26 protein-coding genes and 2 pseudogenes are annotated in these 22,096 nt (G+C 65.2%); 10 read left to right on the top strand and 18 right to left on the bottom strand.

Features of this window, described 5'->3' with window-relative positions; genetic code table 11:
- Window positions 1-39 precede the first annotated feature (39 nt).
- From PL79_RS16395 to PL79_RS16385, 3 genes are all read right to left on the bottom strand, one after another.
- Complete coding sequence (locus PL79_RS16395; protein ID WP_044846405.1) at window positions 40-684, bottom strand: hypothetical protein; 645 nt, start codon at window positions 682-684, stop codon at window positions 40-42.
- Between the two features lie 126 nt (window positions 685-810).
- Complete coding sequence (locus PL79_RS16390; RefSeq protein WP_135801072.1) at window positions 811-1,137, bottom strand: hypothetical protein; 327 nt, start codon at window positions 1,135-1,137, stop codon at window positions 811-813.
- 9 nt (window positions 1,138-1,146) lie between these two features.
- Window positions 1,147-1,614 carry a hypothetical protein gene (locus tag PL79_RS16385; protein ID WP_082088598.1) on the bottom strand — a complete coding sequence of 156 codons (468 nt, stop codon included), beginning with the start codon at window positions 1,612-1,614 and terminating at the stop codon, window positions 1,147-1,149.
- 101 nt (window positions 1,615-1,715) lie between these two features.
- Between PL79_RS16385 and PL79_RS16380 the strand changes: the two genes are divergently transcribed.
- The gene (locus PL79_RS16380) at window positions 1,716-1,982 is read left to right on the top strand and encodes an Arc family DNA-binding protein (RefSeq protein WP_044846403.1); all 267 of its coding nucleotides are present in this window, start codon (window positions 1,716-1,718) and stop codon (window positions 1,980-1,982) included.
- A 135-nt stretch (window positions 1,983-2,117) separates the two neighbouring features.
- Here PL79_RS16380 and PL79_RS16375 read toward each other — a convergent pair whose 3' ends face one another.
- From PL79_RS16375 to PL79_RS16365, 3 genes are all read right to left on the bottom strand, one after another.
- A complete protein-coding gene (locus PL79_RS16375; RefSeq protein ID WP_135801071.1) occupies window positions 2,118-2,360 on the bottom strand; it encodes a hypothetical protein in 243 nt (80 codons plus the stop codon).
- Window positions 2,350-2,628 (bottom strand): hypothetical protein, encoded by a 279-nt coding sequence (locus PL79_RS16370; protein ID WP_135801070.1) that lies wholly within the window; start codon window positions 2,626-2,628, stop codon window positions 2,350-2,352. The genes PL79_RS16375 and PL79_RS16370 overlap by 11 nt, the downstream gene beginning before the upstream one ends.
- Before the next feature lie 189 nt (window positions 2,629-2,817).
- Window positions 2,818-3,105 carry a hypothetical protein gene (locus PL79_RS16365; RefSeq protein ID WP_044846400.1) on the bottom strand — a complete coding sequence of 96 codons (288 nt, stop codon included), beginning with the start codon at window positions 3,103-3,105 and terminating at the stop codon, window positions 2,818-2,820.
- A 422-nt stretch (window positions 3,106-3,527) separates the two neighbouring features.
- On the opposite strand from PL79_RS16365, the gene PL79_RS16360 reads away from it, so the two are divergent.
- Entirely contained in the window at window positions 3,528-3,752 is a 225-nt protein-coding gene (locus PL79_RS16360) for a hypothetical protein (RefSeq protein ID WP_044846399.1), read from the top strand.
- Between the two features lie 198 nt (window positions 3,753-3,950).
- Here the strand turns inward: PL79_RS16360 and PL79_RS16355 are convergent, their stop codons facing one another.
- The 3 genes from PL79_RS16355 to PL79_RS16345 form a co-directional block, all read right to left on the bottom strand.
- Window positions 3,951-4,778 carry a DUF3037 domain-containing protein gene (locus PL79_RS16355; RefSeq protein ID WP_044846398.1) on the bottom strand — a complete coding sequence of 276 codons (828 nt, stop codon included), beginning with the start codon at window positions 4,776-4,778 and terminating at the stop codon, window positions 3,951-3,953.
- Window positions 4,775-5,515: a HipA family kinase gene (locus PL79_RS16350; protein ID WP_044846397.1), complete on the bottom strand. Its 741-nt coding sequence runs from the start codon at window positions 5,513-5,515 to the stop codon at window positions 4,775-4,777. The genes PL79_RS16355 and PL79_RS16350 overlap by 4 nt, the downstream gene beginning before the upstream one ends.
- Before the next feature lie 437 nt (window positions 5,516-5,952).
- Window positions 5,953-7,071 carry a right-handed parallel beta-helix repeat-containing protein gene (locus tag PL79_RS16345; RefSeq protein ID WP_044846396.1) on the bottom strand — a complete coding sequence of 373 codons (1,119 nt, stop codon included), beginning with the start codon at window positions 7,069-7,071 and terminating at the stop codon, window positions 5,953-5,955.
- 445 nt (window positions 7,072-7,516) lie between these two features.
- On the opposite strand from PL79_RS16345, the pseudogene PL79_RS16335 reads away from it, so the two are divergent.
- Window positions 7,517-7,783, top strand: a pseudogene (locus PL79_RS16335) (TetR/AcrR family transcriptional regulator); the annotation flags it as partial.
- Between the two features lie 86 nt (window positions 7,784-7,869).
- Here the strand turns inward: PL79_RS16335 and eco are convergent.
- A complete protein-coding gene (eco, locus tag PL79_RS16330; protein ID WP_044846395.1) occupies window positions 7,870-8,370 on the bottom strand; it encodes a serine protease inhibitor ecotin in 501 nt (166 codons plus the stop codon).
- 143 nt (window positions 8,371-8,513) lie between these two features.
- Here eco and PL79_RS16325 point away from each other — a divergent pair, with 143 nt between their 5' ends.
- Window positions 8,514-8,888: a hypothetical protein gene (locus PL79_RS16325; RefSeq protein WP_044846394.1), complete on the top strand. Its 375-nt coding sequence runs from the start codon at window positions 8,514-8,516 to the stop codon at window positions 8,886-8,888.
- A gap of 183 nt (window positions 8,889-9,071) precedes the next feature.
- Here PL79_RS16325 and PL79_RS16320 read toward each other — a convergent pair whose 3' ends face one another.
- Window positions 9,072-9,473 (bottom strand): hypothetical protein, encoded by a 402-nt coding sequence (locus PL79_RS16320; protein WP_044846393.1) that lies wholly within the window; start codon window positions 9,471-9,473, stop codon window positions 9,072-9,074.
- A 117-nt stretch (window positions 9,474-9,590) separates the two neighbouring features.
- Here PL79_RS16320 and PL79_RS16315 point away from each other — a divergent pair, with 117 nt between their 5' ends.
- Window positions 9,591-9,971 carry a DUF5594 family protein gene (locus PL79_RS16315; RefSeq protein WP_044846392.1) on the top strand — a complete coding sequence of 127 codons (381 nt, stop codon included), beginning with the start codon at window positions 9,591-9,593 and terminating at the stop codon, window positions 9,969-9,971.
- A gap of 179 nt (window positions 9,972-10,150) precedes the next feature.
- Window positions 10,151-11,518, top strand: a complete 1,368-nt coding sequence (locus tag PL79_RS16310) for an MFS transporter (RefSeq protein WP_044846391.1) — start codon at window positions 10,151-10,153, stop codon at window positions 11,516-11,518.
- 51 nt (window positions 11,519-11,569) lie between these two features.
- Here PL79_RS16310 and PL79_RS16305 read toward each other — a convergent pair whose 3' ends face one another.
- The 3 genes from PL79_RS16305 to PL79_RS16295 form a co-directional block, all read right to left on the bottom strand.
- Window positions 11,570-12,151: an AAA family ATPase gene (locus PL79_RS16305; protein WP_044846390.1), complete on the bottom strand. Its 582-nt coding sequence runs from the start codon at window positions 12,149-12,151 to the stop codon at window positions 11,570-11,572.
- Window positions 12,152-12,155: 4 nt separating this feature from the next.
- On the bottom strand, window positions 12,156-13,577 hold the full coding sequence (gene otsA / locus PL79_RS16300; RefSeq protein ID WP_044846389.1) for an alpha,alpha-trehalose-phosphate synthase (UDP-forming): 1,422 nt from the start codon (window positions 13,575-13,577) through the stop codon (window positions 12,156-12,158).
- Window positions 13,578-13,727: 150 nt separating this feature from the next.
- Entirely contained in the window at window positions 13,728-13,913 is a 186-nt protein-coding gene (locus PL79_RS16295; protein WP_044846388.1) for a hypothetical protein, read from the bottom strand.
- Between the two features lie 287 nt (window positions 13,914-14,200).
- Between PL79_RS16295 and PL79_RS16290 the strand changes: the two genes are divergently transcribed.
- Both PL79_RS16290 and PL79_RS16285 read left to right on the top strand, forming a co-directional pair.
- The gene (locus tag PL79_RS16290; protein WP_044846387.1) at window positions 14,201-14,752 is read left to right on the top strand and encodes a hypothetical protein; all 552 of its coding nucleotides are present in this window, start codon (window positions 14,201-14,203) and stop codon (window positions 14,750-14,752) included.
- The gene (locus tag PL79_RS16285; protein ID WP_044846386.1) at window positions 14,749-15,243 is read left to right on the top strand and encodes a hypothetical protein; all 495 of its coding nucleotides are present in this window, start codon (window positions 14,749-14,751) and stop codon (window positions 15,241-15,243) included. Before PL79_RS16290 ends, PL79_RS16285 begins: the two co-directional genes overlap by 4 nt.
- A 73-nt stretch (window positions 15,244-15,316) precedes the next feature.
- Here PL79_RS16285 and PL79_RS16280 read toward each other — a convergent pair whose 3' ends face one another.
- Together PL79_RS16280 and PL79_RS16275 are read right to left on the bottom strand one after the other, a co-directional pair.
- Window positions 15,317-16,663, bottom strand: coding sequence for an ABC transporter ATP-binding protein (locus PL79_RS16280; RefSeq protein WP_135801068.1), 1,347 nt, complete (start codon window positions 16,661-16,663; stop codon window positions 15,317-15,319).
- Window positions 16,664-16,674: 11 nt separating this feature from the next.
- Window positions 16,675-18,429 (bottom strand): ABC transporter permease, encoded by a 1,755-nt coding sequence (locus PL79_RS16275; RefSeq protein ID WP_135801067.1) that lies wholly within the window; start codon window positions 18,427-18,429, stop codon window positions 16,675-16,677.
- 496 nt (window positions 18,430-18,925) lie between these two features.
- On the opposite strand from PL79_RS16275, the gene PL79_RS16270 reads away from it, so the two are divergent.
- Entirely contained in the window at window positions 18,926-19,192 is a 267-nt protein-coding gene (locus tag PL79_RS16270) for a double-stranded DNA-specific endonuclease (RefSeq protein WP_027786765.1), read from the top strand.
- A 40-nt stretch (window positions 19,193-19,232) separates the two neighbouring features.
- Here the strand turns inward: PL79_RS16270 and PL79_RS16265 are convergent.
- A pseudogene (locus PL79_RS16265) lies at window positions 19,233-20,553 on the bottom strand (ATP-binding protein).
- Complete coding sequence (locus PL79_RS16260) at window positions 20,537-21,262, bottom strand: response regulator (protein WP_006755678.1); 726 nt, start codon at window positions 21,260-21,262, stop codon at window positions 20,537-20,539. Before PL79_RS16260 ends, PL79_RS16265 begins: the two are co-directional and overlap by 17 nt.
- Window positions 21,263-21,487: 225 nt before the next feature.
- Between PL79_RS16260 and PL79_RS16255 the strand changes: the two genes are divergently transcribed.
- Entirely contained in the window at window positions 21,488-22,039 is a 552-nt protein-coding gene (locus tag PL79_RS16255) for a Spy/CpxP family protein refolding chaperone (RefSeq protein WP_044847746.1), read from the top strand.
- Window positions 22,040-22,096: the final 57 nt, after the last annotated feature.

Raw genomic sequence — 22,096 nt, 5'->3', positions numbered from 1 at the left:
GAACTTCACTTTCCCTATCGAAGCCGCGCCAGATAAGGCTCAGCGGACGGCGATGGGGATTCGATGAAGTTTGGTGACGTCGATAGCCGGATGCCGGTTTGAATGTCGGATGGATGCAAGGTACTCTGCGCACCGCTCCGCACCCAGCAAGAATTTGAGAAGTTGTCGCGGATCGCTGGCATCCGGCCCACGGTCGGTCGCCGCGTTTATGATCAGATGCGCCATCCAGAAATGCAGGACGGTAGCAAACTCGCGTTTCACTTCCTCGAAGTACTTCCGCTCCATCTGGTCCGAATCCAGGTCCGGGTACACGTCCGTAAGACGCTTCTTCGTGTCCGCGTAGTTCGCCTGCTTGAACTCTTGCGCTTTGCGATAAGCCTTCGCAAGCGACGGCTTGGAATCGGCGGGGGACTGAAACATATCGACAAACGGCCAAGCGGCCGCCATGCCTCGCCTCGTCGCCTTCTTAACTCGCTCCAATATCTCTGGACGGGACACCTGTGAGCAGGAAGTCAGAAAGAGGTAGTCCTCCGCGGATAACCCGATACTCTCCCCCTTCAGTGCCGCACGATCGTGGCGAAGGTAGAGGCCGAACGCTCTACGCGCGGCTTCATCGGTGGGGAAAGCCATCAACGCTTGGAGATCGTCGGCGGCAATAGGCGGTCCGGAGTTCAAACCCATCATGCGCCCTCGCGCAACCCCTCTGAAATCGGGCACCCCTGACGGCCGGCGAGGGAACCGGTTTTCGCCCCGTCGGGCTAGTCAAGGGTGGTCAAGCTATTCGCGATGATTGTGCCAGTGTTACACCGGTTAGCGGCGTGCGTTGCCCTCGACAATCTGCTTGTACCGCGTGGGGTTGTCTCGGATCTCCATCAAGCCGATGGCTAGATTCCGGGCATCTTCCCGCAAGTCGACGAGAGTGCACTGAACGGGTAAGCCGCCCGGCTGATCCTCGGGGATTGCGGCCACCATAAACTCCAGGATGTTGTAGAGCTTCCACGCTTCCGATGTCTTATCGACCAGAAGGTCTTTGATATCTGCAATTTCTTGCTCACAGCTCACCGCACGCTGGTTCAGTTGCCGCAGATCCTGATCAACACCTGAAGATGCCGGAGACGATTCTTGATTGATTCGCATGTTCTTCCCCTAGTACGCCGAGTCATTGGCGGCGTGTTGCGACGAGAAGCGCTTGAGCTGCCAATCCCGAATCTGAACGAGCGCAGCGGCCCATTCGGCTGGTGACAGCCGGCGCCAACGTTTTTCGGGTTTCGGCCATACGCGTCGCACCCGAAATTCTTCGATATCGTGCCAAGCAGGGCTGGCCGGGTTTGCCTTCGATGCCGGACTGTACAGAGCTACAAATGCAGGAAGCCCGGACATGCGCGCAAGCTGATGGATAACACCGGTTGCTTTGTCTTGTCCGATGTCTCGTGCGACCTCTACCAGTGCCAGAGGCAGCTTGTTGGAGCAACCGAACTCGACAAAAAGCACGCTGTCCAGGTCAGCCATCGTCAATGCCTTGGCCTCACGTGTGCCGATGAACCTGCTGATCGAACGCGTCCGATGCCACACGCCGTAGGCTCGATCGCGGATGAGGAATTGTTCTTCTTGCATGGTCGTCTGAAGCGCCGAACCGCCTCTGTTGAATCGCCTTGATCGAAATGTAGCACGGTGCTTTATTGATTTCAAGCACGGTGCTACATTACAATGCCCGCATGGCCCGAGACGATCCGCAAATTAATCTTCGCATCCCGCTCGAATTGAAAGAGCGGTTGGATGCCGCGTCAACCCAAAAGAGACGGTCCTTGACCGCGGAAGTGGTTGCCCGATTGGAGGCGAGCTTTTCGACTGGCGGCGAAGATGGGGGCGTTCATATCGACGATCGAACGCTTGATTTGTTCGCAGAGCACATCGCGGAAAAGGTCGTTGGGGCGCTAGACAAGCGAGAGAAGCCGAAGCGTCAGCCACGGACACGAGATTGATGCGCTACTAAAGAGCCCCGCGCAGGCGGGGCTTCATGGTGCTCGTGGGAGGTGGATCAGTGATGGGCCTTCATTGACGCTTTCGATCCGAAGCTCCCTTAGCAGCGCCGGACCATAAAGATCCATATCTCCAAATTACTGCATGCAATCCGCCTCACCGGCGACGCGCAAAATATCGCCGACAAGGTCACTCGCCAGCCACAAGAGCGTGGCGTCCTCTTCTCTGCCGGCTGCTGCCGCGGCATCGCGATGCATGTTCCACAGCAGTGCACGTAACTTAAGCGCGTTGTTCTCGATTTCGTTCATTCGCTCATGGTCGGCCATGCCCGGTAAAGGCGGCGTGCCAGACTGTGCTTCGGTAGAGTTGCTACTTGCCATGACGAACCCCGCGCGCGTCGAAACCTGCCTTCGATGCTCTTTCGCGAATTCCGTCGATGTCGTTCGCCTGAAGGTCTGCTTGCAGAGCACCATGCTCACAAAGAACCTTGATTTCGCGGTCGCTCGTCAGCCGGGAAATGCTGCGAAAGATTGCACTCATCGCCTCGGCCTGCTCGTAGGTGATGTTTGCGGTGTATTCGATGTCATCGACGGACACCGGTTCAAATCCGTCTATGAGAACGCGTTCGGTAGAATCTGCGTTAGCCATGATACGAACCTCCATTACAGGTCGTGTTGTGGTCAGGCGGTCTTGGTGCGCCAACACCTTGGCCGCCGCTCTTCGTTGCTAGATATGTCGAAATGACTCTGCACGATGACGCCGGATATCGTATTCGCCGCCCCACAGCAAGGCGCTCCTCGCGACAACGGCGACGCTGCGAAGCTGCCGCTATCGCAGTTATTCCTCGTGGGTGGAGTCCAGCACTTCGGCGTTGAGATCGATGGTCGCGCCGATGTCCTGCATACGTTTAAGTACGCGATTGAGCGTCTTTTCATCCAATTCAAGCCGAGCCGCCGCAAAGAACAGCATCTGCGGCCCCATTGGGCGTGGTGCGTTTCCGCCCGTATATTTGCGCCACTGATGATCGCCAGCTAGGCCGAATAGCTCGGCAAGCTGTTTACCGGTATATCCCAGCTCGTGCTTGAGATCGGCAAGGTCCTTCGTCGTCGGGGGGGTGTACAGCATTGCGGTATGCCTCGAATGGGCGAGCATGAAACAGGAGGTGCATGGTCTTTCCTTTCGGGATGAGGGCTGCGCGAAGTGCACTACCACATGAACACAATATTAGACCCTATGGGTCTAATGTCAAGAAATATCACACAGGTTACTAGGCCAGAAGTACTACTAAGTATGATGCCGGATCGGAACAGAGCTCCGGTCGCTGTAGCGGCACTCCCCAGACTTGCAGGTTCAGTACCAATGCGTGCTAGAAGCAGATGCATTCCATGGAAACTCCAAATCCGAGCAGAATCCTGGCGGCACACCCTCCGTCACGAAGCCGTCTTATCGGGCGAAGTATCTTGATATGACTCGGCCAACATGTCCTAGGCTGGGGAACAACCGCAGCATCGTGCTAGCATGCACCATCAAGTTCGTGGAGCACTGCCGTGGCGCGAATCCAAACCGAAACCGGCGTCCGCAACGTCCAAACCGACACTTACAAAGGTCGAACGATCGAGGTCGTGACAGGCTACGAAATCCGCTCCGACAAATGGCCGTTCCACGTATATATCGACGGGCACAAGGTAGTCGGCCAATTCATTGCTGATCGGATGGATGAAGCCTTCGACGGTGGCTTCCAAATCGCCGAATCGGAAATCGATCGGACATGAAACCGGCGGCTTCCGCTGTTTTTTGCGCCTACCCCATACTCGACGTGCGGCTGCGTGGATGCGCAAAAACATTCGTCACCGGGGGCCGAGTACAAAATCGGCCCCAAGAAAGCAAAGCCCCGCTCGAGGCGGGGCCGGAACAAAGACACAAAAGACATAGCAGCAGGTCGGGAACGCTCGTCTTGTACACCGTGGTGCTTACTCAGCAAACTCTAGAATCCGCTTCTGATCGTCGTCTTCTGCAACCATAATTTCGGCACGGTCAAACTCAGCCTTGACCTCGGCGTATGCCACGGCGCTCGCGCTGCAGTTCTCTTTTGGCGGATGCACAGCGAAGAGAACGTCGCCATCAAATTGACCATCCTTGCGAAGTTTGCGGATCTTACCAATCCACTCCCAGCCATGGTCATACAGTGCCGTTGGCGTCCTACGATCAAGATCAAGAGGCTTGATGAGCTTGACCGCCTTTTGGTGATCGTCGAGACGCACAAACGGAAGACGGGCTTGATAGTCTTCGCCGAGCACACGTGGCGCATACAACTTCTGCAGATCGGCAGCACGAAGAATGCTTCGAATCCGCTGCTCCACGATCCGCTCCCTGTTCTGGGGCGTTACGAAAGACCGGCCGACGTAGTGCTCGTAGAACTGGTCCAACGATACTTTGGGATCGTCGACAAGAGCTGCACGTGGGGTGTCAGCATAAATAATCGCCTGCCGATCCTTCACGAGCTCGTCAAACGCGTGGTTCGCGAAGTCCAGCGCATGACCGCTAACGGCACCGATGAACGCTCGCTGCACCATAGCACCGATGCGATCCAACTCATCACGAAACACGTCACGTGAATGCTTATATATGCCGGCATCCAAGTCATCAAAAAACGAGGTGATCCGCACGACGCGATCCATGAGTTTGTAGCCGAAGAAGCGCGCCGTGGGGCTCATCAGAACGACCCCCACGTTCGCGAACTCTCCGGTCTGCGCATACGGCATGAAGCGTACTAGCGCGTATCTGCATGGATGTTTCATGGCTTGTTCCAAAATTCTGGCTGACTGTATCGCTCCAAGATGGCTCGGGCTCTGTCGATGCTTAGCGAATGGGGCACGTCGTAATCGACCTCTAGCCACTCGTCCGGCATCTTGTCACACGCCTCCTCGAACCGCTCCAAGGCGTTTTGCATTCGCTGCTCGAATGCCGGCTTTGCAATCCAATCTTGGTAGACGTCGTTCCAGTCTGAGGAAAAGGCGTGCCCCTCTAGAAACTGACCCTCATTAAACGTCTCGTCGAATGCTAGATTGTAGTCCATGACCACAACCTTCTGATGTGCAACGTCCCAAAGCAGGTTGGGGTTCCCACCACGATCTGTCAGGTACCTATCTTCATTCCGCACCCACCAGTCGAAGACGACGATGTCCTGCCTGACTGCGGCAGGAATCTTACGAATATTTGACAAGGTAAGTTCCGCAACGTTCTCGTGCTCAACCGAGCCGAACGCCAAGCCGGAGCCGAGATCGGCAAAGTCAGCAAGGCCGGCGTATCGAAGCATCTCGGGCACTTCCACAACTCGGAAGTCGGCAACTGGGAGACCAAAAGCTCGGGCCATATTGCTTGCAAGCCATTCGCTCACCAAGCTACGCGGCCCAGCGTCATGCCCTTTGACATAGTAAAGGCGCCCGTCATCTCCACGGCAATGAAACGGACGAGTGCGTCCCTGTGCCGCGCGCCCTAGGATCTCGACGATCTGCACCACTTCGCCATTGATCATCTTGATTGTGCGGTCTCTCTTAGTTCTGTTGATCCGCGGTTGCGGCCGCCTTTTGGGAACACAACGGTTAGTTGATTATATCCAGCAATGCCGATCGAGACGCGGTTGTACTGCTTGTGCGTATCAACCGGCAAGGTCATCTTACCGTGCACCCTGGCTAGTCGCCGCCTCCAAAGGAGATATCTTTAGGGGGCATTCTTGGGGGCATCTTCATAAAAATTTCGTGATTACCCCAATAATTACATGGAAGATATGAATTCTGTCGGGGGACCAGCAATTTCCCGAAATTCCGCCTCAGCCTGAAAATCGCACCGTCGGCACGCACAGCGTCCGAACGTCGGGTGCCCACGCTCACGCCTGGCCGCGTGTTCCGCCGAAGCCGCGTATGCCGTGCTGTGCCAGCGAATGGCCGCCAGGCCTGAGCCCTGACCGCCCCGTCACTGCATCAACCCCGTCCTGACCTGCGGCATCAGACTCGCATTCGCGCCCGTCACGGCGAACGTCCCCGTCGACGACGCCCCCGCCGGCAGCGCCAGCACACTGCCGTCCGCGAGCCGGTTCGCATCGACGACGATCTGGTTCGACACGCAGCCGTTCGTCAGCAACGAGACCGGCAACCCGGCGATCGACGAGAACGTATTGCCCGTCACGCTGAACGAACACACGTTTCCGTACGCCCGGAACCCCGCATATCCGGAACCCGACACGCGGTTGTTCGCCACCGTGACATCCGACACCGCTCCCGACCAGGTATCCAGCTCGATCGCGCCCTGCTGCGTCGGCTGCAATCCGTTGTTCACGTTCGCGTTCTGAATGTTGGTCACGGTATTGCCCGTGATGACGACGTTCGAAGCCCCGTAGGTTTTCCAGCTGTCCTCCTGCGCGGCCAGAATCCCCGCCGCCTTCTCGACGCCATCGACCGTATTGTTCGAGATCGTCACCGCCTGCCCGCCGACAACGGTGATGCCGCGCCCCCAAGAATTGCCCGACACCGCGTTATGGTCGATCAGCACGTTGCTGCTCAGGCGGCCGTCGCCGAGATAGCTGACCACGGCGATCAGATCGTCGCCGGTGCCGGTCACCGTATTGTTCTGCACCAGCACGTTGGTCGACCCGTAGGTCGTATGGATGCCGTCGGCCAGCGTCGCCCGCACGGTATTGCCCACGATCGCGATACGGTTGCCGCCGAACACGAAGATCCCGGCGCTCGCGCCGCCCTGGATCGTCACCCCGAGCACCTGAACGTCCGAGCCCGTCACCTCGACCTTGGTCGACTCGGGCGTCGTGAGCCGCGTGGTGCCGGTGCCGGCCAGCGTCACGCCGACGAGCGTCGAGCCGGCGCCGCTCATCACGATCGTCTGGTCGGCGGGATTCGTCGCGGCCAGCGTCGCGCCGTATCCCGAGATCACCGCCTGCGGCACCGTCACGGCAAGCGAATGCCCGACGACATAGCGGCCCGGCGCGATGACGAGGCGCTGGCCGGCACGCAGGCTGTCGAATGCCTTCTGCAACGCGTCGGCCTGGTCGCTTCCGTCGGCAGCCGGGGAGACCGTCACATCGGCGACCAGAATCGGTTTGGCTCCACTGGACGGCAGAAGCGTCGTGCCGGACGCGGAACCGGTCGGCGCAGCGGTCGGTGCCGGGCTGCCGGAATTCGTCGATGCAGCCGATGCGCCGGATGCGGCGCCGGCGGGAGCGACGGGTGATGTCGATGTGCCCGCAACGGTCTGCGATGCCGGAGCCGCGCTGCCGTCACCGCCGCCGCATGCAGCAAGCCAAAGGCAGAGCGCGGCAAGCATCGCCCGATCGACCGTACGCATACGAAGTTCCGCTAGCCCAGATTGGCGTCATCGTAAGTACGCTTGATTACTTTGTAAATGAATTCCGCCGTGCGCCTGCAAAACCGTTCGTTATCCTGTTCCATTCATCATCACGCCATCACGGTGACATGCGGCACACGTCACATCGCGCGTCACCCCTTACGCATTCGCCCCGCCGTCGGCCGAGCGCTCGGACACGGTCCGGCAAATGCTGATCGCGATGCGCGAGCAGACCGTCGCCGCGTTACGCGCGCGGCCGGGCAAAAGCGTTGCGACCGGCGAGATTTCTGCACATGCGAACCTCGACGCGATCGCGCGCTACTACGTGACGGTGCAACAGGGGATGTCGATTCAGGCGCGCGACGGTGCGAGCCGTCGCGATCTGGAGGCGGTCGCGCAAGCCGCGCTGGCCGCATGGCCGGCGCTCGCACACGCGAGCGGCGGATAAAACGGCGGACCTCGGAAAGAAGCCCGCAAGCGAAACCACACGCGGCCGTGCAGCGGCAAGCGCCCCTGCACGACCGCGCCGATGCGTTACTGCGTCACGGCGTGCTGCACGTCCTTCGACGCATGCCACACGCGATAGCGCACGTCGAAACCGTCCGGCACGTACACGACGAGCGGCAGGCGGCTGTTGTAGCGCAGCAGCTGGCCGTCGCCGCGCACTTGCACGAAGCGCTGCTGCGGCGCCTGGCCCGGGCAGGCCATCAGCGTCGACGCCGGCCCCTTCACGTCGGTCAGGCGATAGTACGTATAGCCCCAGCCCTTCACGTCCTCGGCGGTCAGTTCCCCACCGAACCATTGCTGGTTGCAGTCGGTCTGCAGCGTCTTGCCGATCATCAGCTCGACGCGCGCGTCGCCTTCGTTCTCGAGCGCGGGCAGCGCGATCACCGCGCGCTGCTGGCCGGCCGTCGGCTGGGGGAACATCTTGATCGACTCGGCCGGCACGGCGGGCGCCGATGCGGGCCCGGCCGCGCAGGCGGCGGCGGTCGTCACGCAAAGGGCGGCCAGGACGGCCCGGATCGCGAATTTCATCGATGTGCTCCTGAAAAACAAATAGGCCCCGGATGCTAACACTTTCGCCCCAAGACCTTACGGCGCTGTAATTTCACGACACAATTGCATACAGCCGGCGATCCCCGCGCGCGGTACTTATACGGAAACCAACGGAGATCATCATGCTGAAGCTCATTGCTGCCGCCGGCGTCGCCACGCTGCTGGCCGGGTGCGTCGTCGGTCCGGACGCCGGATACGGCTACGGACAGCCCTACTATTCCGATCCCGGCTACGCGTACGGGCCGGCCTACGGGGCGTCGCCCGTGTACGGGACGGTCAACATCTGGGGCGGTGGCGGCGGGCGCGACTGGGACCGCGGACGCCGCGACTGGGATCGCGGACGCGACGGCTGGAATCGTGACCGCGGCGGCTGGGATCGCGACCGCGGCGAACGCGCCCGTCACGGCGGCTGGGGCCGCGGCGACGGACGCCGCGCCGACTGGAATGACGACGGCGGCGGGCGCGGCCAAGGCAACGGCGGCGGCCATCGCCACTGATGCAATTGCAACCGTTTGTATCCACGCACGGCCCGCGCGAGGCCGATACGAGCCGATAGACGACCTTCAAAAAGCAAGGCCCTCGCATCACCGCGAGGGCCTTTTGTCGTCCGCTCCACCGGAAACCGGGCGGCCGGCTACGCAACGCCGAACCTGCCCGCGCCTCATGCGCGTGCCCGCTTCTTACCACCCCGCCGGCTGCGCATAGCCGCCCGACACGGGCGCGCCGCACACGTACGCGCGCTGATAACGGTCGTAGCAATAGCTCGGGCCGTCGTCCTGGTATTGCGCCTGCTGGTAGGTCGGATAAGCCGGCTGCTGGTAGGCCGGTGCCTGGTAGTACGTCGGCGGCTGATAGGCCGGTGCCTGATACACGGGCGCCTGATACGCGACGGGCGGATTCATCGCCGACGTCACGATCGCGCCGAGCACCGCGCCGCCGATCAGCGCGCCGATGACAGCGCCCCCGTCGCGGCCATGCGCGGACGCCGGGCCCGCCACGGCGAGCGAACCGGCGAGGACACATACAGCGGCAATCTTTTTCATGATGGACTCCCACGCGAAGTGGTACTGGATGCGATGCATTGTGGCCGCGCCCGGCCGTAATAGATGCAGCAAGTGGTAACGCGCCATTACGGGTATCACGCACGCCGAAACGCGGCACGGCCGTGCTACGATTTTCGGCACACTGGAGACGCCTTCATGCAGCCCGAAACCGCCCGCCGTTTCGATACCGAATTCGCGCCGCGCATCGCGCAGGCGATCGCCGCCTTCTTCGCCGATCACGTGCTGACCGACGTCGTCCCGTACGGCGGCCACGGGCAACCGACGCGCGTGCAGATCCGCAGCGCGCCGCACGAGCACGTGAGCGGCTTCGTGCATCCGCTGAACCTCGAACTGACCTGGGACACCGACGAGATCGAACGGTTGATGGAGCCCGACGGGCCCATGCGGTTCGAGCACTACCTGAGCGCGCTGCCGAGGAAGCTGAGCGCATGGGAGGGCGCACGCGACATCGACCTCGCGTCGCGCACGCAGGCCGACCCGCTCGTGCGGCTCGGCGGCCTCGATTTCGAAGGCTGAACGCGCGCCGGCCGGCGGCGGTGTCGGCGTCGCGCGATTCGGCCCGGTGATACACTCGACCGGTCCCGCGCCAGCGCCGCCAGGCCGGCCGGACCGTTCACCGCCGCCTCCACCCGCAAGCATGGTTGCGCACGCAACCGGCACCCGGGCACGCGGACAACCACGCTTTCGCTCCCGCCATGAACGCCGATACCGGCCTGCCGCTTCCGCAACGCTACTGGGCGATCGTCTGCGTCGCACTGGGCATCACGCTCGCCGTGCTCGACGGCGCCATCGCGAACGTCGCGCTGCCGACGATCGCGCGCGACCTGCACGCGTCCGATGCCGCATCGATCTGGATCGTCAACGCGTACCAGCTCGCGGTCACGATCACGCTGCTGCCGCTCGCGTCGCTCGGCGAACGCGTCGGCTATCGCCGCATCTACATCGCGGGTCTTGCGCTCTTCACCGCGGCGTCGCTCGGCTGCGCGCTCGCCGGATCGCTGCCGACGCTCGCGGTGATGCGCGTGATCCAGGGGTTCGGTGCGGCCGGCATCATGAGCGTCAACGCGGCGCTGGTGCGCATGATCTACCCGTCGTCGATGCTCGGGCGCGGGCTGTCGATCAACGCGATGGTGGTCGCGCTGTCGTCGGCGATCGGCCCGACGGTCGCATCGGCGATCCTGTCGTTCGCGTCGTGGCCCTGGCTGTTCGCGGTCAATGTGCCGATCGGCATCGCCGCGGTGTTCGGCAGCCTGCGTGCGCTGCCGGCCAACCCGCTGCACGACGCGCCGTACGACTTCCCGAGCGCGCTGATGAACGCGTGCGTGTTCGGCCTGCTGATCATGGCCGTCGACGGGCTCGGTCACGGCGAAAGCCACGCGTACGTCGCGGCCGAGCTGGCCGTCGCGTTCGGCGTCGGCTACTTCTTCGTGAAGCGCCAGCTGTCGCAGCCGGCGCCGCTGCTACCGGTCGACCTGATGCGCATCCCGATGTTCGCGCTGTCGATCTGCACGTCGGTCGCGTCGTTTACGTCGCAGATGCTCGCGTTCGTCGCGCTGCCGTTCTGGCTGCAGCATTCGCTCGGCTTCTCCCAAGTCGAAACCGGCCTCTACATGACGCCATGGCCGCTCGTGATCGTATTCGCCGCGCCGCTCGCCGGCGTGCTGTCGGACCGCTACTCGGCCGGCATCCTCGGCGGCATCGGGCTCGCGCTGTTCGCGGCCGGGCTGCTGTCGCTCGCGACGATCGGCGCGCACCCGGGTACCGTCGACATCGTGTGGCGGATGGCGCTGTGCGGCGCGGGCTTCGGGCTGTTCCAGTCGCCGAACAATCGCGCGATGCTGTCGTCGGCGCCTCGCGAGCGCAGCGGCGGCGCGGGCGGGATGCTGAGCACGGCGCGCCTGACGGGCCAGACGCTCGGTGCCGCGCTCGTCGCGCTGATTTTCGGGCTGGCGCCCGACCGCGGTCCGACGATCGCGCTTTATGTCGCCACGGTGTTCGCGGCGGTCGCCGCGGTGGTCAGCATGCTGCGCATCGCGTCGCCGCGCCCCGACGCTGCGGCCTGATGCGGCGACTTGACGCGGCGACCTGACGCCGCCGCGCACCGCGCCCGCGGCTCAGGCGGCGTCGAGCGCGTCCATCACGAAGCGCACGCGCGCCTTCACGCTCACGCGCGGCAGCTCGATCAGCCGATAGCCATACGCCGTGTAGCAGTCGACCATCGCGTCGTAGGTGCGCACGGCCTCCGCGAAATCCTGCCGGCGCTCGGTGTCCTGCGCGTAGATCTCGGGCCACGGCGGCGCGATGAACACGCGCCGGTGATAGCGGAAGCGCCGTGCCGCGGCCTCCGCGTGTGCGGGCACCGCAAGGCCCGTCAGCCGCAGGTAACCGATCACGTCCGGCACGCCGCGATCGAAGAACACGGGCCCGCGCGCGCCTCGCGCGAGATGGTGCGAGCGCATCTCCCAGTTCAGCATCAGTTCGGCGAACGCGGCCCGGTCGCGCCATGGCAGCGCCGGTCCGTCGATCGCCATCTGGTCGCGGATCACACCGCGCCCGGCCTCGTGCGAGCGCGCGAAACCGGTACGCTCGAGCGCATCGAGCAACGTGCTCTTGCCGGAGCCGGGGCCGCCCGTGACGATGAAGAAGCGGGCGGCCGCATCGTCTTCCGCGCCACCCTCCTCCACGCGCTCGGACATCCGCTCAGACATGCGCGGCCCGCCGGCCCGCCCGCCGCGTGACCGACGCGGCCGCCGCGACGCTGCGCAGGTCGGCGACGAACGTGTCGCGCCAGACCGACAGGTTGTTCTCGCGCAGCCGCGCGAGGTTCGCTTCGTGCCGCGCCCGCCGCTCGGCGAGCGGCATCGACAGCGCGCGCTCGAGCGCATCGGCCATCTGCGACACGTCGTACGGATTGACGAGCAGCGCGCCGCTCAGCTCGGCCGCCGCGCCCGCGAACTCCGACAGCACGAGCACGCCCGGATCGGCCGGGTCCTGCGACGCGACGTATTCCTTCGCGACGAGATTCATCCCGTCGCGCAACGGCGTCACGTAGCCGACCTGCGACATCCGGAAGAACGCCATCAGCAGATTGCGCTCGTACTTGCGGTTCAGGTACTGGATCGGCGTCCAGTCGAGCTGCGAGAAGCGGCCGTTGATCCGGCCGGCCTCGCCTTCGAGCGTCTCGCGAATGCGCTGGTAGGTCTGCACGTCGGAGCGCGTCGGCGGCGCGATCTGCACGAGCGACACGCGCCCCTGCCAGCCCGGCTGGTTGGCGAGCATCCGCTCGAACGACTGGAAGCGCTCGACGAGCCCCTTCGAATAGTCGAGCCGGTCGACGCTCATCACGAGCTTGCGGCCCCCGAGCGCGTCGCGCAGCATCTTCACCGGCTTGCGCGAGCCATACTGGACGGCCGCCTCGGCGATCGCATCCGGATGCACGCCGATCGGATAGGCGGCGACCTTCACGACACGGCCGTGCGCATGCAGCATCCCGTCGTCGCTCGCCGCGCCGATGCCGCGCCGCTCGATGTAGTCGGTGAACGCTTGCTTGTCGGCATCGGTCTGGAAACCCGCGATGTCGTACGCGCACATGAACTTCACGAGCTCGTCGTGCGGCGGCACGACGCGCAGCATGTCGGGTGACGGAAACGGAATGTGCAGGAAGAAGCCGATCGGATTCTTCACGCCGAGCTCGCGCAGGCAATGCGCGAACGGCAGCAGGTGATAGTCGTGCACCCAGATCAGGTCGTCGGGCCGCAGCAGCGCGGCGAGCTGCTTTGCGAGCATCGCGTTCACGCGCAGATAGCCGGCGTACTCCTGCCGGTCGAAGCGCGCGAGATCGCTGCGGTAGTGAAACACCGGCCAGAGCGTCGCGTTCGAGAAGCCGCGGTAGTACTGATCGTAGTCGCGCCGGGTCAGCCCGACCGTCGCATAGGTGACGTTGCCGTCCCGCTGGATCGCCGGTTGCGTGTCGGGCGTACCGACGATCTCGCCGTTCCAGCCGAACCAGACGCCGCCGGTTTCCTTCAGCGCATCCATCACGCCAACCGCGAGACCGCCTGCGCTCGGGCGCGTGTCCTCGCCGGCGGCGACACGGTTCGATACCACGATCAATCTGCTCATGCGGCTTCCCCTCCTCGATTCGATTGAATGACGCGCGGCGCGCGCCAAGGCGGACGCGACGGCCCGAAGGCAGTCGCGCGGCGATTCAGATGTGAGCGATGCAACCAGGCGCGCAATGAAATGCGGCAGCGGAATACGGCGGCGACAGGCTCAAGCGTCCTGCTCCTGGCCGAGGTCGCGTTGATAGTCGAGCCCTTCCGGGCGTGCGCCGCCCTGGTTGTGATCGCCGTCGGACGGCGTCTCGTCGGGCGCGACGGCCGGCGCGTCGGTCTGTGGACGCGGGCGCTCGGCACCCGCATCGGGCGGCCGGGGAGAAAACCGTTTCGAACGGCGCATGGCTGGGTGTCTCATATGGCGCGCGGCTCGGAGCCGCCGTAGAAACATTCCATAACAAAACAGTCTAGGTCGCTTCCTCGCATGCCACGGTAACAATTACCTTCAATTTGTAACGCTTCGACCCCGGCTCCGCCATCTGTCCGACAATAGCGCCGCGCGTACGCGCGCGACCCGCCGCCGGCCATTTGTCAAAGCTTTGCAGTTTTCCCATGACCATTGCGAAACAATGACGCGGCAAGGGGGCGCGCATGCGTCGCCGCTCACCCAGACAGGACTTGCACTCAGGGATGAACATGGGTTTCGAACCGCCGCGCCGGGCCACGCCGGCGCGCATCGTGCTGGCCGCGCTCGCCACGGCCGCACTGCTGTCCGGCTGCAACTCGCTGTACAGCGAAGGCGCGACCGCCGGCGCCGGTATCGCGGGCGCCGCGATCGCCTCCAAGGTCACCAACAACGCCGCCGTCGCGACGGGCATCGGCCTCGGCGCCGTCGCCGGTGCGCGTGCGGGCGTCCAGTACACGCAGCGCGTCGCGCACCGCTACACGCAGGAACAGATCGCGAAGGCGGCCGGCCCGCTCGACGTCGGCGGCGTCGCGCCGTGGACGACGCACCATTCGTTTCCGATCGAGGATGACGAACAGGGCCGCGTGACGGTCAGCCGGATGATCAGCATCGGCCCGCTCGACTGCAAGGAAATCGTGTTCGCGGTCGACACGCCCGCGAAGGCCGACAAGGCCGCGCAATCGGCGTTCTACGTCGCCACGATCTGCCGCGACGGTCCCGTGTGGAAATGGGCGTCGGCGGAACCGGCGACCGAACGCTGGGGCGCGCTGCAATGAGCGTCGCGATCCGAATCGCTGCGATCGGCGCACTGTGCGCGGCCAGCGCCGCGCTGTCGGGCTGCGGCTCGGTCGGCGCGGCGAGCGGCGCGCTCGCCGGCGCGGCGACGGGCCTCGTCACCGCGAACCCGGCCGTCGGCGTCGGTGTCGGGATCGCCGTGCAGGCGGCGACCGACGAGGCCGTCAACCGCACGATGAAACAGCTCCATCAGAACCAGCAGGACGCGATCGCGAAGGCGGCCGGCAGCCTGGCCGTCGGCGAAGTGAAGCCGTGGAACGTGAAGAACACGCTGCCGCTCGAAAACGGCGAAGGCGAGGTGCGCGTCACGCGCGCGTACTCGACGGCGCTTGCACTGTGCAAGGAATTCGCGTTCTCGGTGAAGGACGGCGACAAGGCCGACTGGTATTTCGCGAATGCGTGCCAGCAAGGCACACACTGGAAGTGGGCGTCGGCCGAACCGGCGGTCGACCGGTGGGGTAACCTGCAGTAACGATGCGATGCGCGGGGCCTGACTTCGAATGCAACGCATGCGGATGCCGGGCCAGACGGCCCGGCTCGGCGACTCAGGACTCGACGTCCTCGAGACTGAAGATTTCGGTCTGGTCGTTGTACGAGAAGATCTCGCCGTAACGACCCCAGTCGATCACCGCGTCGAGCGTTTCCTCCGCCGCGCCGTCCGACAGGAAATCCTCCAGCTCCTGCTCGAAACGCACGCGCGGCGCACGATGGCCCGGGCGCTCGTTCAGCACCTTCTTGATCCGCGCGGCGAGCGGCACGTGCTTCAGCAGGTGATCCGCGAACATCAGCTTGCGCTCCTGCGTGCCGAATTCCGCGAACACACGCCCCGGCGGCGTCAGGAACACGTCCCCTTCGCGCACGTCGGCGAAGCCGAGGTACTGCAGCACTTCGGCGATCGGGAACAGGTCGTCGACCTCCAGATGCAGCGTGCGCGCGATTTCCGGCATGTCGGCACGGCCGTGGTACGGCGCCATCGCGAGCGTCTCGATCAGGCCGGCCATCAGGTTGGTCGACACCTGCGGCAGCCAGCTGCCGAGCTCGAGCCCCTTCTTCGTCGCCTCGCCGGTCTGGCGCGCCGTCATCTTCGCGTAGATGTCGTCGACCAGCTTGCGGAAGGCCGGGTCGAGCCGGTTGCGCGGATGCTTGAACGGCACCTTGATCTCGGCGATCACGCGGCCCGGGTTCGACGACAGCACGAGAATCCGGTCGCACATGAACACCGCTTCCTCGATGTTGTGCGTGACGATCAGCACCGACTTGATCGGCATGCGGCCTTGCGTCCACAGGTCGAGCAGGTCGGTACGCAGCGTCTCGGCGGTCAGCACGTCGAGTGCCGAGAACGGCTCGTCCATCAGCAGGATCGTCGGATCGACCACGAGCGCGCGCGCGAAGCCCACGCGCTGGCGCATGCCGCCCGACAGCTCGCGCGGATATGCGTTCTCGAAGCCGTCGAGACCGATCAGGTCGATCGCGGCGAGCGCGCGTTCGCGCCGCTCGCGTGCGCCGACGCCGAGTGCTTCGAGGCCGGCCTCCACGTTCTGCAGCACGGTCAGCCACGGAAACAGCGCGAAGGTCTGGAACACCATCGCGACGCCTTCGGCCGGGCCGCGCAGCGGCTTGCCGAGATAAGTCACGTCACCGCCGGTCGGCTCGATCAGCCCGGCGATGATCCGCAGCAGCGTGGACTTGCCCGAACCGGAGCGGCCGAGCAGCCCGACGATCTCGCCTTCGCGCAGCGACAGGTTCGCGTCGTCGAGCACGAGCAACTCGCCCTGCGACTTGTTGAAGCCGCGATTCACATGTTCGACGCGCAGGATTTCCTCGCCGAGGCGCGGCGGCTGAAGCGGCTGGGACGTCTGGACAGGGGCGTTGATTACGGTCTGGTTTTGCATCGCGCTTACTCTCAATCGAGACGGAGCCGGGATTCCGCATAGGCGTACATCGGACGCCACAGCAGACGGTTGAACAGGGTGACGAACAGGGACATCACGGCGATGCCCAGGATGATCTTCGGAAAATCGCCGGCGGCGGTCATCTGTGCGATGTACGAGCCGAGGCCATGCGCGACGACCCTGGTGTCGCCCCACTGCACGAACTCCGACACGATGCTCGCGTTCCACGCGCCGCCGGATGCGGTGATCGCACCGGTCACGTAGTACGGGAAGATGCCGGGCAGCATCGCCTGCCGCCACCACTGCCAGCCGCGAATGCGGAAGTTCTTCGTCGCTTCCTTGTAGTCGTTCGGATAGGACATCGCGCCGGCGATCACGTTGAACAGGATGTACCACTGCGTGCCGAGCACGATCAGCGGCGACAGCCAGATGTCCGCGTTCAGATGGAAGTGGACGATCACGATCACGAACACCGGGAACAGCAGGTTCGCCGGGAACGCGGCGAGGAACTGTGCGAGCGGCTGGATCTTCTCGGCCAGCGCGGGGCGCAGCCCGATCAGCACGCCGAGCGGCACCCAGACCACCGACGCGATCGCGATCAGCACCAGCACGCGCAGCAACGTGATCAGCCCGAGCACCAGCACATGGCCGACCTCGCCCATCGTCACGCCGGTCGCGACGAAGCTGACGACGCGCCACCCGACGTACACCGTCAGCAGGATCACGAACGCGCCCCACACGATATCGCCGGCGCGCGACGAACCGCGCGCCGACGTGCCGCGCGAGCGCTTGCTCGTGAGCGCCGGCACGCGCAACGGAATCCGCGCGGCCTGCGACAGCAGCCAGCCGGCCGGCACGAGCAGCTGGTGGATCAGGTGCGTGCGGCGCAGCATGTCGAGCAGCCAGGACTGCGGCGCATCGCCCGACGCGGTGTTCTCCATCCGGAACTTGTCGGCCCACGCGACGAGCGGGCGGAACAGGAACTGGTCGTACGCGAGGATCACGACCGACATCGCGACGATGACCCAGCCCACCGCGCCGAGGTTCTGGTCGGCGATCGCCTGCGCGAGATACGCGCCGATGCCCGGCAGCGTGATCGTCTGGTTGCCGACGGTGATCGCCTCCGACGCGACGACGAAGAACCAGCCGCCCGACATCGACATCATCATGTTCCAGATCAGCCCCGGCATCGAGAACGGCACCTCGAGCTTCCAGAAGCGCTGCCACGACGTCAGGTGGAAGCCGCGCGACACTTCGTCCAGGTCGCGCGGCACCGTGCGCAGCGACTGGTAGAAGCTGAACGTCATGTTCCACGCCTGGCTCGTGAAGATCGCGAAGATCGCCGCGAGCTCGGCGCCGAGCACGCGGCTCGGGAACAGCGCGAGGAAGAACGTGACCGTAAACGAGATGAAGCCGAGCACCGGCACCGACTGCAGGATGTCGAGGATCGGGATCAGCACCATGCCGGCGCGGCGGCTTTTCGCGGCGAGCGTGCCGTAGACGAGCGTAAACACCAGCGACGCGACCATCGCGGCGAGCATCCGCAGCGTGGTGCGCAACGCGTATTCGGGCAGGTTCGACGGGTCGAGCGAGATCTTCTGGGTCTGAAGGGTCCCGATCGGCGCCATCGTTTCATGAAAGCCGACGACCGCCATCGCGATCAGGCAGATGATCAGCGGAAACGCGATGAAGTCCCACCGGTTCGGCAGGACGCGCCACGCGGACGCGTTGGCGGTCCGGTTCGGATTGAAGAATCCGACGTCCATCAGGCGCCCTCCCCGGTAAGGCCGAACGAAGCCGGCAGACGATGTTGATTCATGGCAAAGCGCACGGGCGCGGTAATTCGACGCGGTAATTCGATTGATTCACGATCTCACGCCGGCGCGGGGCGCCGTGCGTGCAAGCTGCGCCCCCCGGGCGCGGCGAGTCGGGCCGCGACGGCACGACACTACACCAACCTGTATTTCAGGTTCAACCGTGCGGGGCCGGCGCGGCGCGCGGGCGGCGCACGGATCGTGCCCGGCACGCCGGCGAACGGCAGGCGTGCGGTGCGGAGCAGCCCGGCCGCGGTCGTGCGGCCGGCATGCAGGCCCCGAATTATGCCGTGATCCGGGCCGGCCGGGAACCCGCCAGCCGCACACGGACGCAAACCATGGCGGATGTCAGCGGACGATTGCGGCGAAGCAGGTATGATCGGGGCTAGCCCCTGGCGTCGCTAGCCCCATAGCCGCCAGGGATCGACCGACCAGCGGGAGGAAGCGAATGGCAGGAAACTTGGTGATCGTCTGCCGCGATCAGGACGCCGATGCGTTCTACGAGCTGATGCAGGAGTACGGGTCGTTCCAGACCCGGCTGTCGTCGACGGCGTGGTACCTGAACATGAACGTCGTGCCGGAATCGCTGCAGGAGGAGATCCTGGAGCGCCTCGGCCGCTATACGACCGTCTATATCTTCGAGGCCACGAGCGTGACCTACAACACCATCGACAGCAACGCCGCCGAGACGCTCGGCACGCTGTTCGGCGAATGATGCCGCGCGGCGCGTGCCCGGCAGGCGCCGCATGCGCCGCTTACGCGGCCTGGGCGTGAAGTTCGTCCTTCGGCACCACGTCGAACGGGAACGTCATCGCCACGCGCAGGCCGCCCTCGGGACGATTGCCGATCTCGCACGCCCCGCCCAGCCGCAGCACCAGCCGCTCGACGATCGCCAGCCCGAGCCCGCTGTGGCCGTTCCCGCCCCGCGCGGGGTCGAGCCGCACGAACGGCCGCGTCGCGGCCGCCAGGTCGCGCGGCGCAATTCCGCCGCCGCTGTCGCTGACCGACAGCACGTAGCCCGCCGGCGTACGCGCCGTCTCGATCAGCACGGGCGGCGCGCCGTACGCATGCGCATTGTCCAGCAGGTTCGACAGGATCCGGTCGAGCGTCGCGGTCGGCAGGCGGAAGCCTTCGTCGGCGGCCAGATGCGTCTGGACCGCCGGCGCGTTCGGTGCGACCGCGCGATAGCTGCGGGCGATCCGCTCGCAGGTCTGGTCGACCGGCACGGGCTCGCTGCGGTCCGCCCCGCCGTGCGCGAACACGAGGAACTGGTCGACGATGTGCGACATCGAGTCGACATCGCGCACCACACCGTCGCGCAGCCGTGCGTCGTCCATCATTTCCGCGCGCAGGCGCATCCGGGCGAGCGGCGTGCGCAGGTCGTGCGCGACGCCGGCCAGCATCACCGCGCGGTCGCTCTCGGCCTGCGACACCTGTTCCACCATCTGGTTGAAGCCGTGCGTGAGCTCGGCCAGCTCGCGCGGGCCGCGCTCGCCGCAACGGCGGCACCGGCTGGCGCGGCCCGAAGCGCGCGACGCGCGCGCCAGCGAGCGCAGCCGGCTGCTGCAGCTGCCAGGCCGCGAACAGCGCGGCGATCACCGGCCGGCCGAGAAAAATCGTGCCGAGCCACAGCAGCATCCGGTCGAGCGAGCGCGGCGGGCGCAGCGGCTGCACCGGCACCACGATCCAGTTGCGGTCGCTCGGCTCCTTGACCCACAGCACCGGCGGATGGCCCGGCGCGCCGATCTCGACCAGTGTGCCGGGCGGCATCCGCTCGCTCACGTCGTCGCGGAAACGCTTGAGCGGCGCCGCCAGGTTCGAATCGGCGTCTTTCGGCACATCGGGACTGTCCGGCGACACCAGCCGCACCCGCGACGGCAGCGGCTGGTCGGGCGTGCGCTCGACGTGCTGGCGCACGGCGTCGACGAGGAACGCGGCCTCCTCGACGGCATAACGCGTCTGCATCTGGTTGCGCTCGAGGCGCATCGCGAAGAACCACGCGAAGTGCGACAGGAGCAACACGCCGACGACCAGCAGCGCCAGCCGCCCGAACAGCGAATCAATGGGCTTGCGCATGGGCCTCGCCGTCGGGCACGAACACGTAGCCGCGCCCGCGGACCGTCTGGATGAAGCGCGGCGTCGACGGATCCGTTTCCAGGATGCGGCGCAGGCGCCATACCTGGACGTCGATGCCGCGGTCGGTGCCGTCGTACTCGGGCCCGTGCAGCAGCTCGAGCAGCCGTTCGCGCGTGAGCGTGCGCAGCGCGTGATTCACGAAGATCTTCAGCAGCGCGAATTCGCTGCTCGACAGCGTCGCCGGCTTGCCGTCGACCGACAGCGTGCGCGCCTGGAAGTCGAGCACGAAACGGCCGAACGCGAACGGCTCGCGCTGCTCGGGCGCCGCCGCCGACGGCGTCGCGCGGCGGCGGCGCAGCACGGCCTGCACGCGCGCGAGCAGCTCGCGCGGGTTGAACGGCTTGCCGAGGTAGTCGTCCGCGCCGAGTTCGAGCCCGACGATGCGATCGACGTCGTCCGCGCGCGCGGTCAGCATGATCACGGGGATGTCGTCGCCGGCCGCGCGCAGCTGGCGCAGCGCGGTCAGGCCGTCCACGCCCGGCATCATCAGGTCCAGCACGATCAGGTCGGGCCGCTCGCGCTCGAGGCGCTTCTCGAGCGTCGCCGCGTCGTGCAGCACGGACACTTCCATCCCCTGGCGCACGAGATAGTCGCGCAGCAGGTCTCGGAGTTCTTGGTCGTCGTCGACGATGAGGATCTGGGTAGTCATGCTCGAAGTTTAGCGCGCGAGTGCAGAGTCGAAGAACGAAACAAAGGGACGAAAGGGTTACTGCGGGTTACGGCGCAAGGGAACTGTAATGCGCCGTAACCCGGCAGCCATCCCGCGTAACACCGGCCCGAGCACGCGCCGCTAACCTGCGTCTTACCGGATGCGGCACCCGGGTCACCCCGCGCGCCGCATCGCCGGACCCTTTGGATACAAGGAGTTTCTGAAATGTATAAGAACACTTCCCGCGTGGCCATTGCGGCCGCCACCGTGCTCGCTCTCGCATTCGGCACCGCGCATGCCGCGCAGCCCAACGACATGCCGCCGCCGGGCGGCCCCGGCATGCACCAGATGCACGGCGGCCATGACGGCGGCCCGTTCGGCGTGATCATGAAGCTGCACGACCAGCTCAAGCTCAACGCGTCGCAGGAACAGCAGTGGCAGACGGCCGTCAACACGATGAAGCAGAACCATGAAGCGATGCGCAAGAGCCACGAGCAGATGCGCGAGCAGTTCAAGGCGCAGCAGAACCAGCCGATCCTCGACCTGAACGCGATGCACGCCGCCCGCCAGCAGGCCGAGCAGCAGAACGCGCAGCTGCGCGAGCAGAGCTCGGCCGCCTGGCTCGCGTTCTACAACGGGCTGAACGACCAGCAGAAGACGACGGTCAGCACCGCGCTGAAGCAGCAGTTCGCGCGGATGGAGCAGCGTCACGAGAAGATGAAGGAACGCTGGGAGCAGCACCGCGCGGCCAAGGGCGCGTCGGCACCGGCGCAGTAAGCCGGCGGGCCGCCTCCCGGGCGGCATCGCGGGGGACGCGGGCACCCGGCCCGCGTC

Origin of the sequence: Burkholderia sp. USMB20 (genome assembly GCF_000949135.2) — a bacterium.
In the GTDB taxonomy this organism is placed as follows: domain Bacteria; phylum Pseudomonadota; class Gammaproteobacteria; order Burkholderiales; family Burkholderiaceae; genus Burkholderia.
Note: the sequence above shows the minus strand (reverse complement) of the source record. Positions and strands in the feature narration are given on the sequence as shown.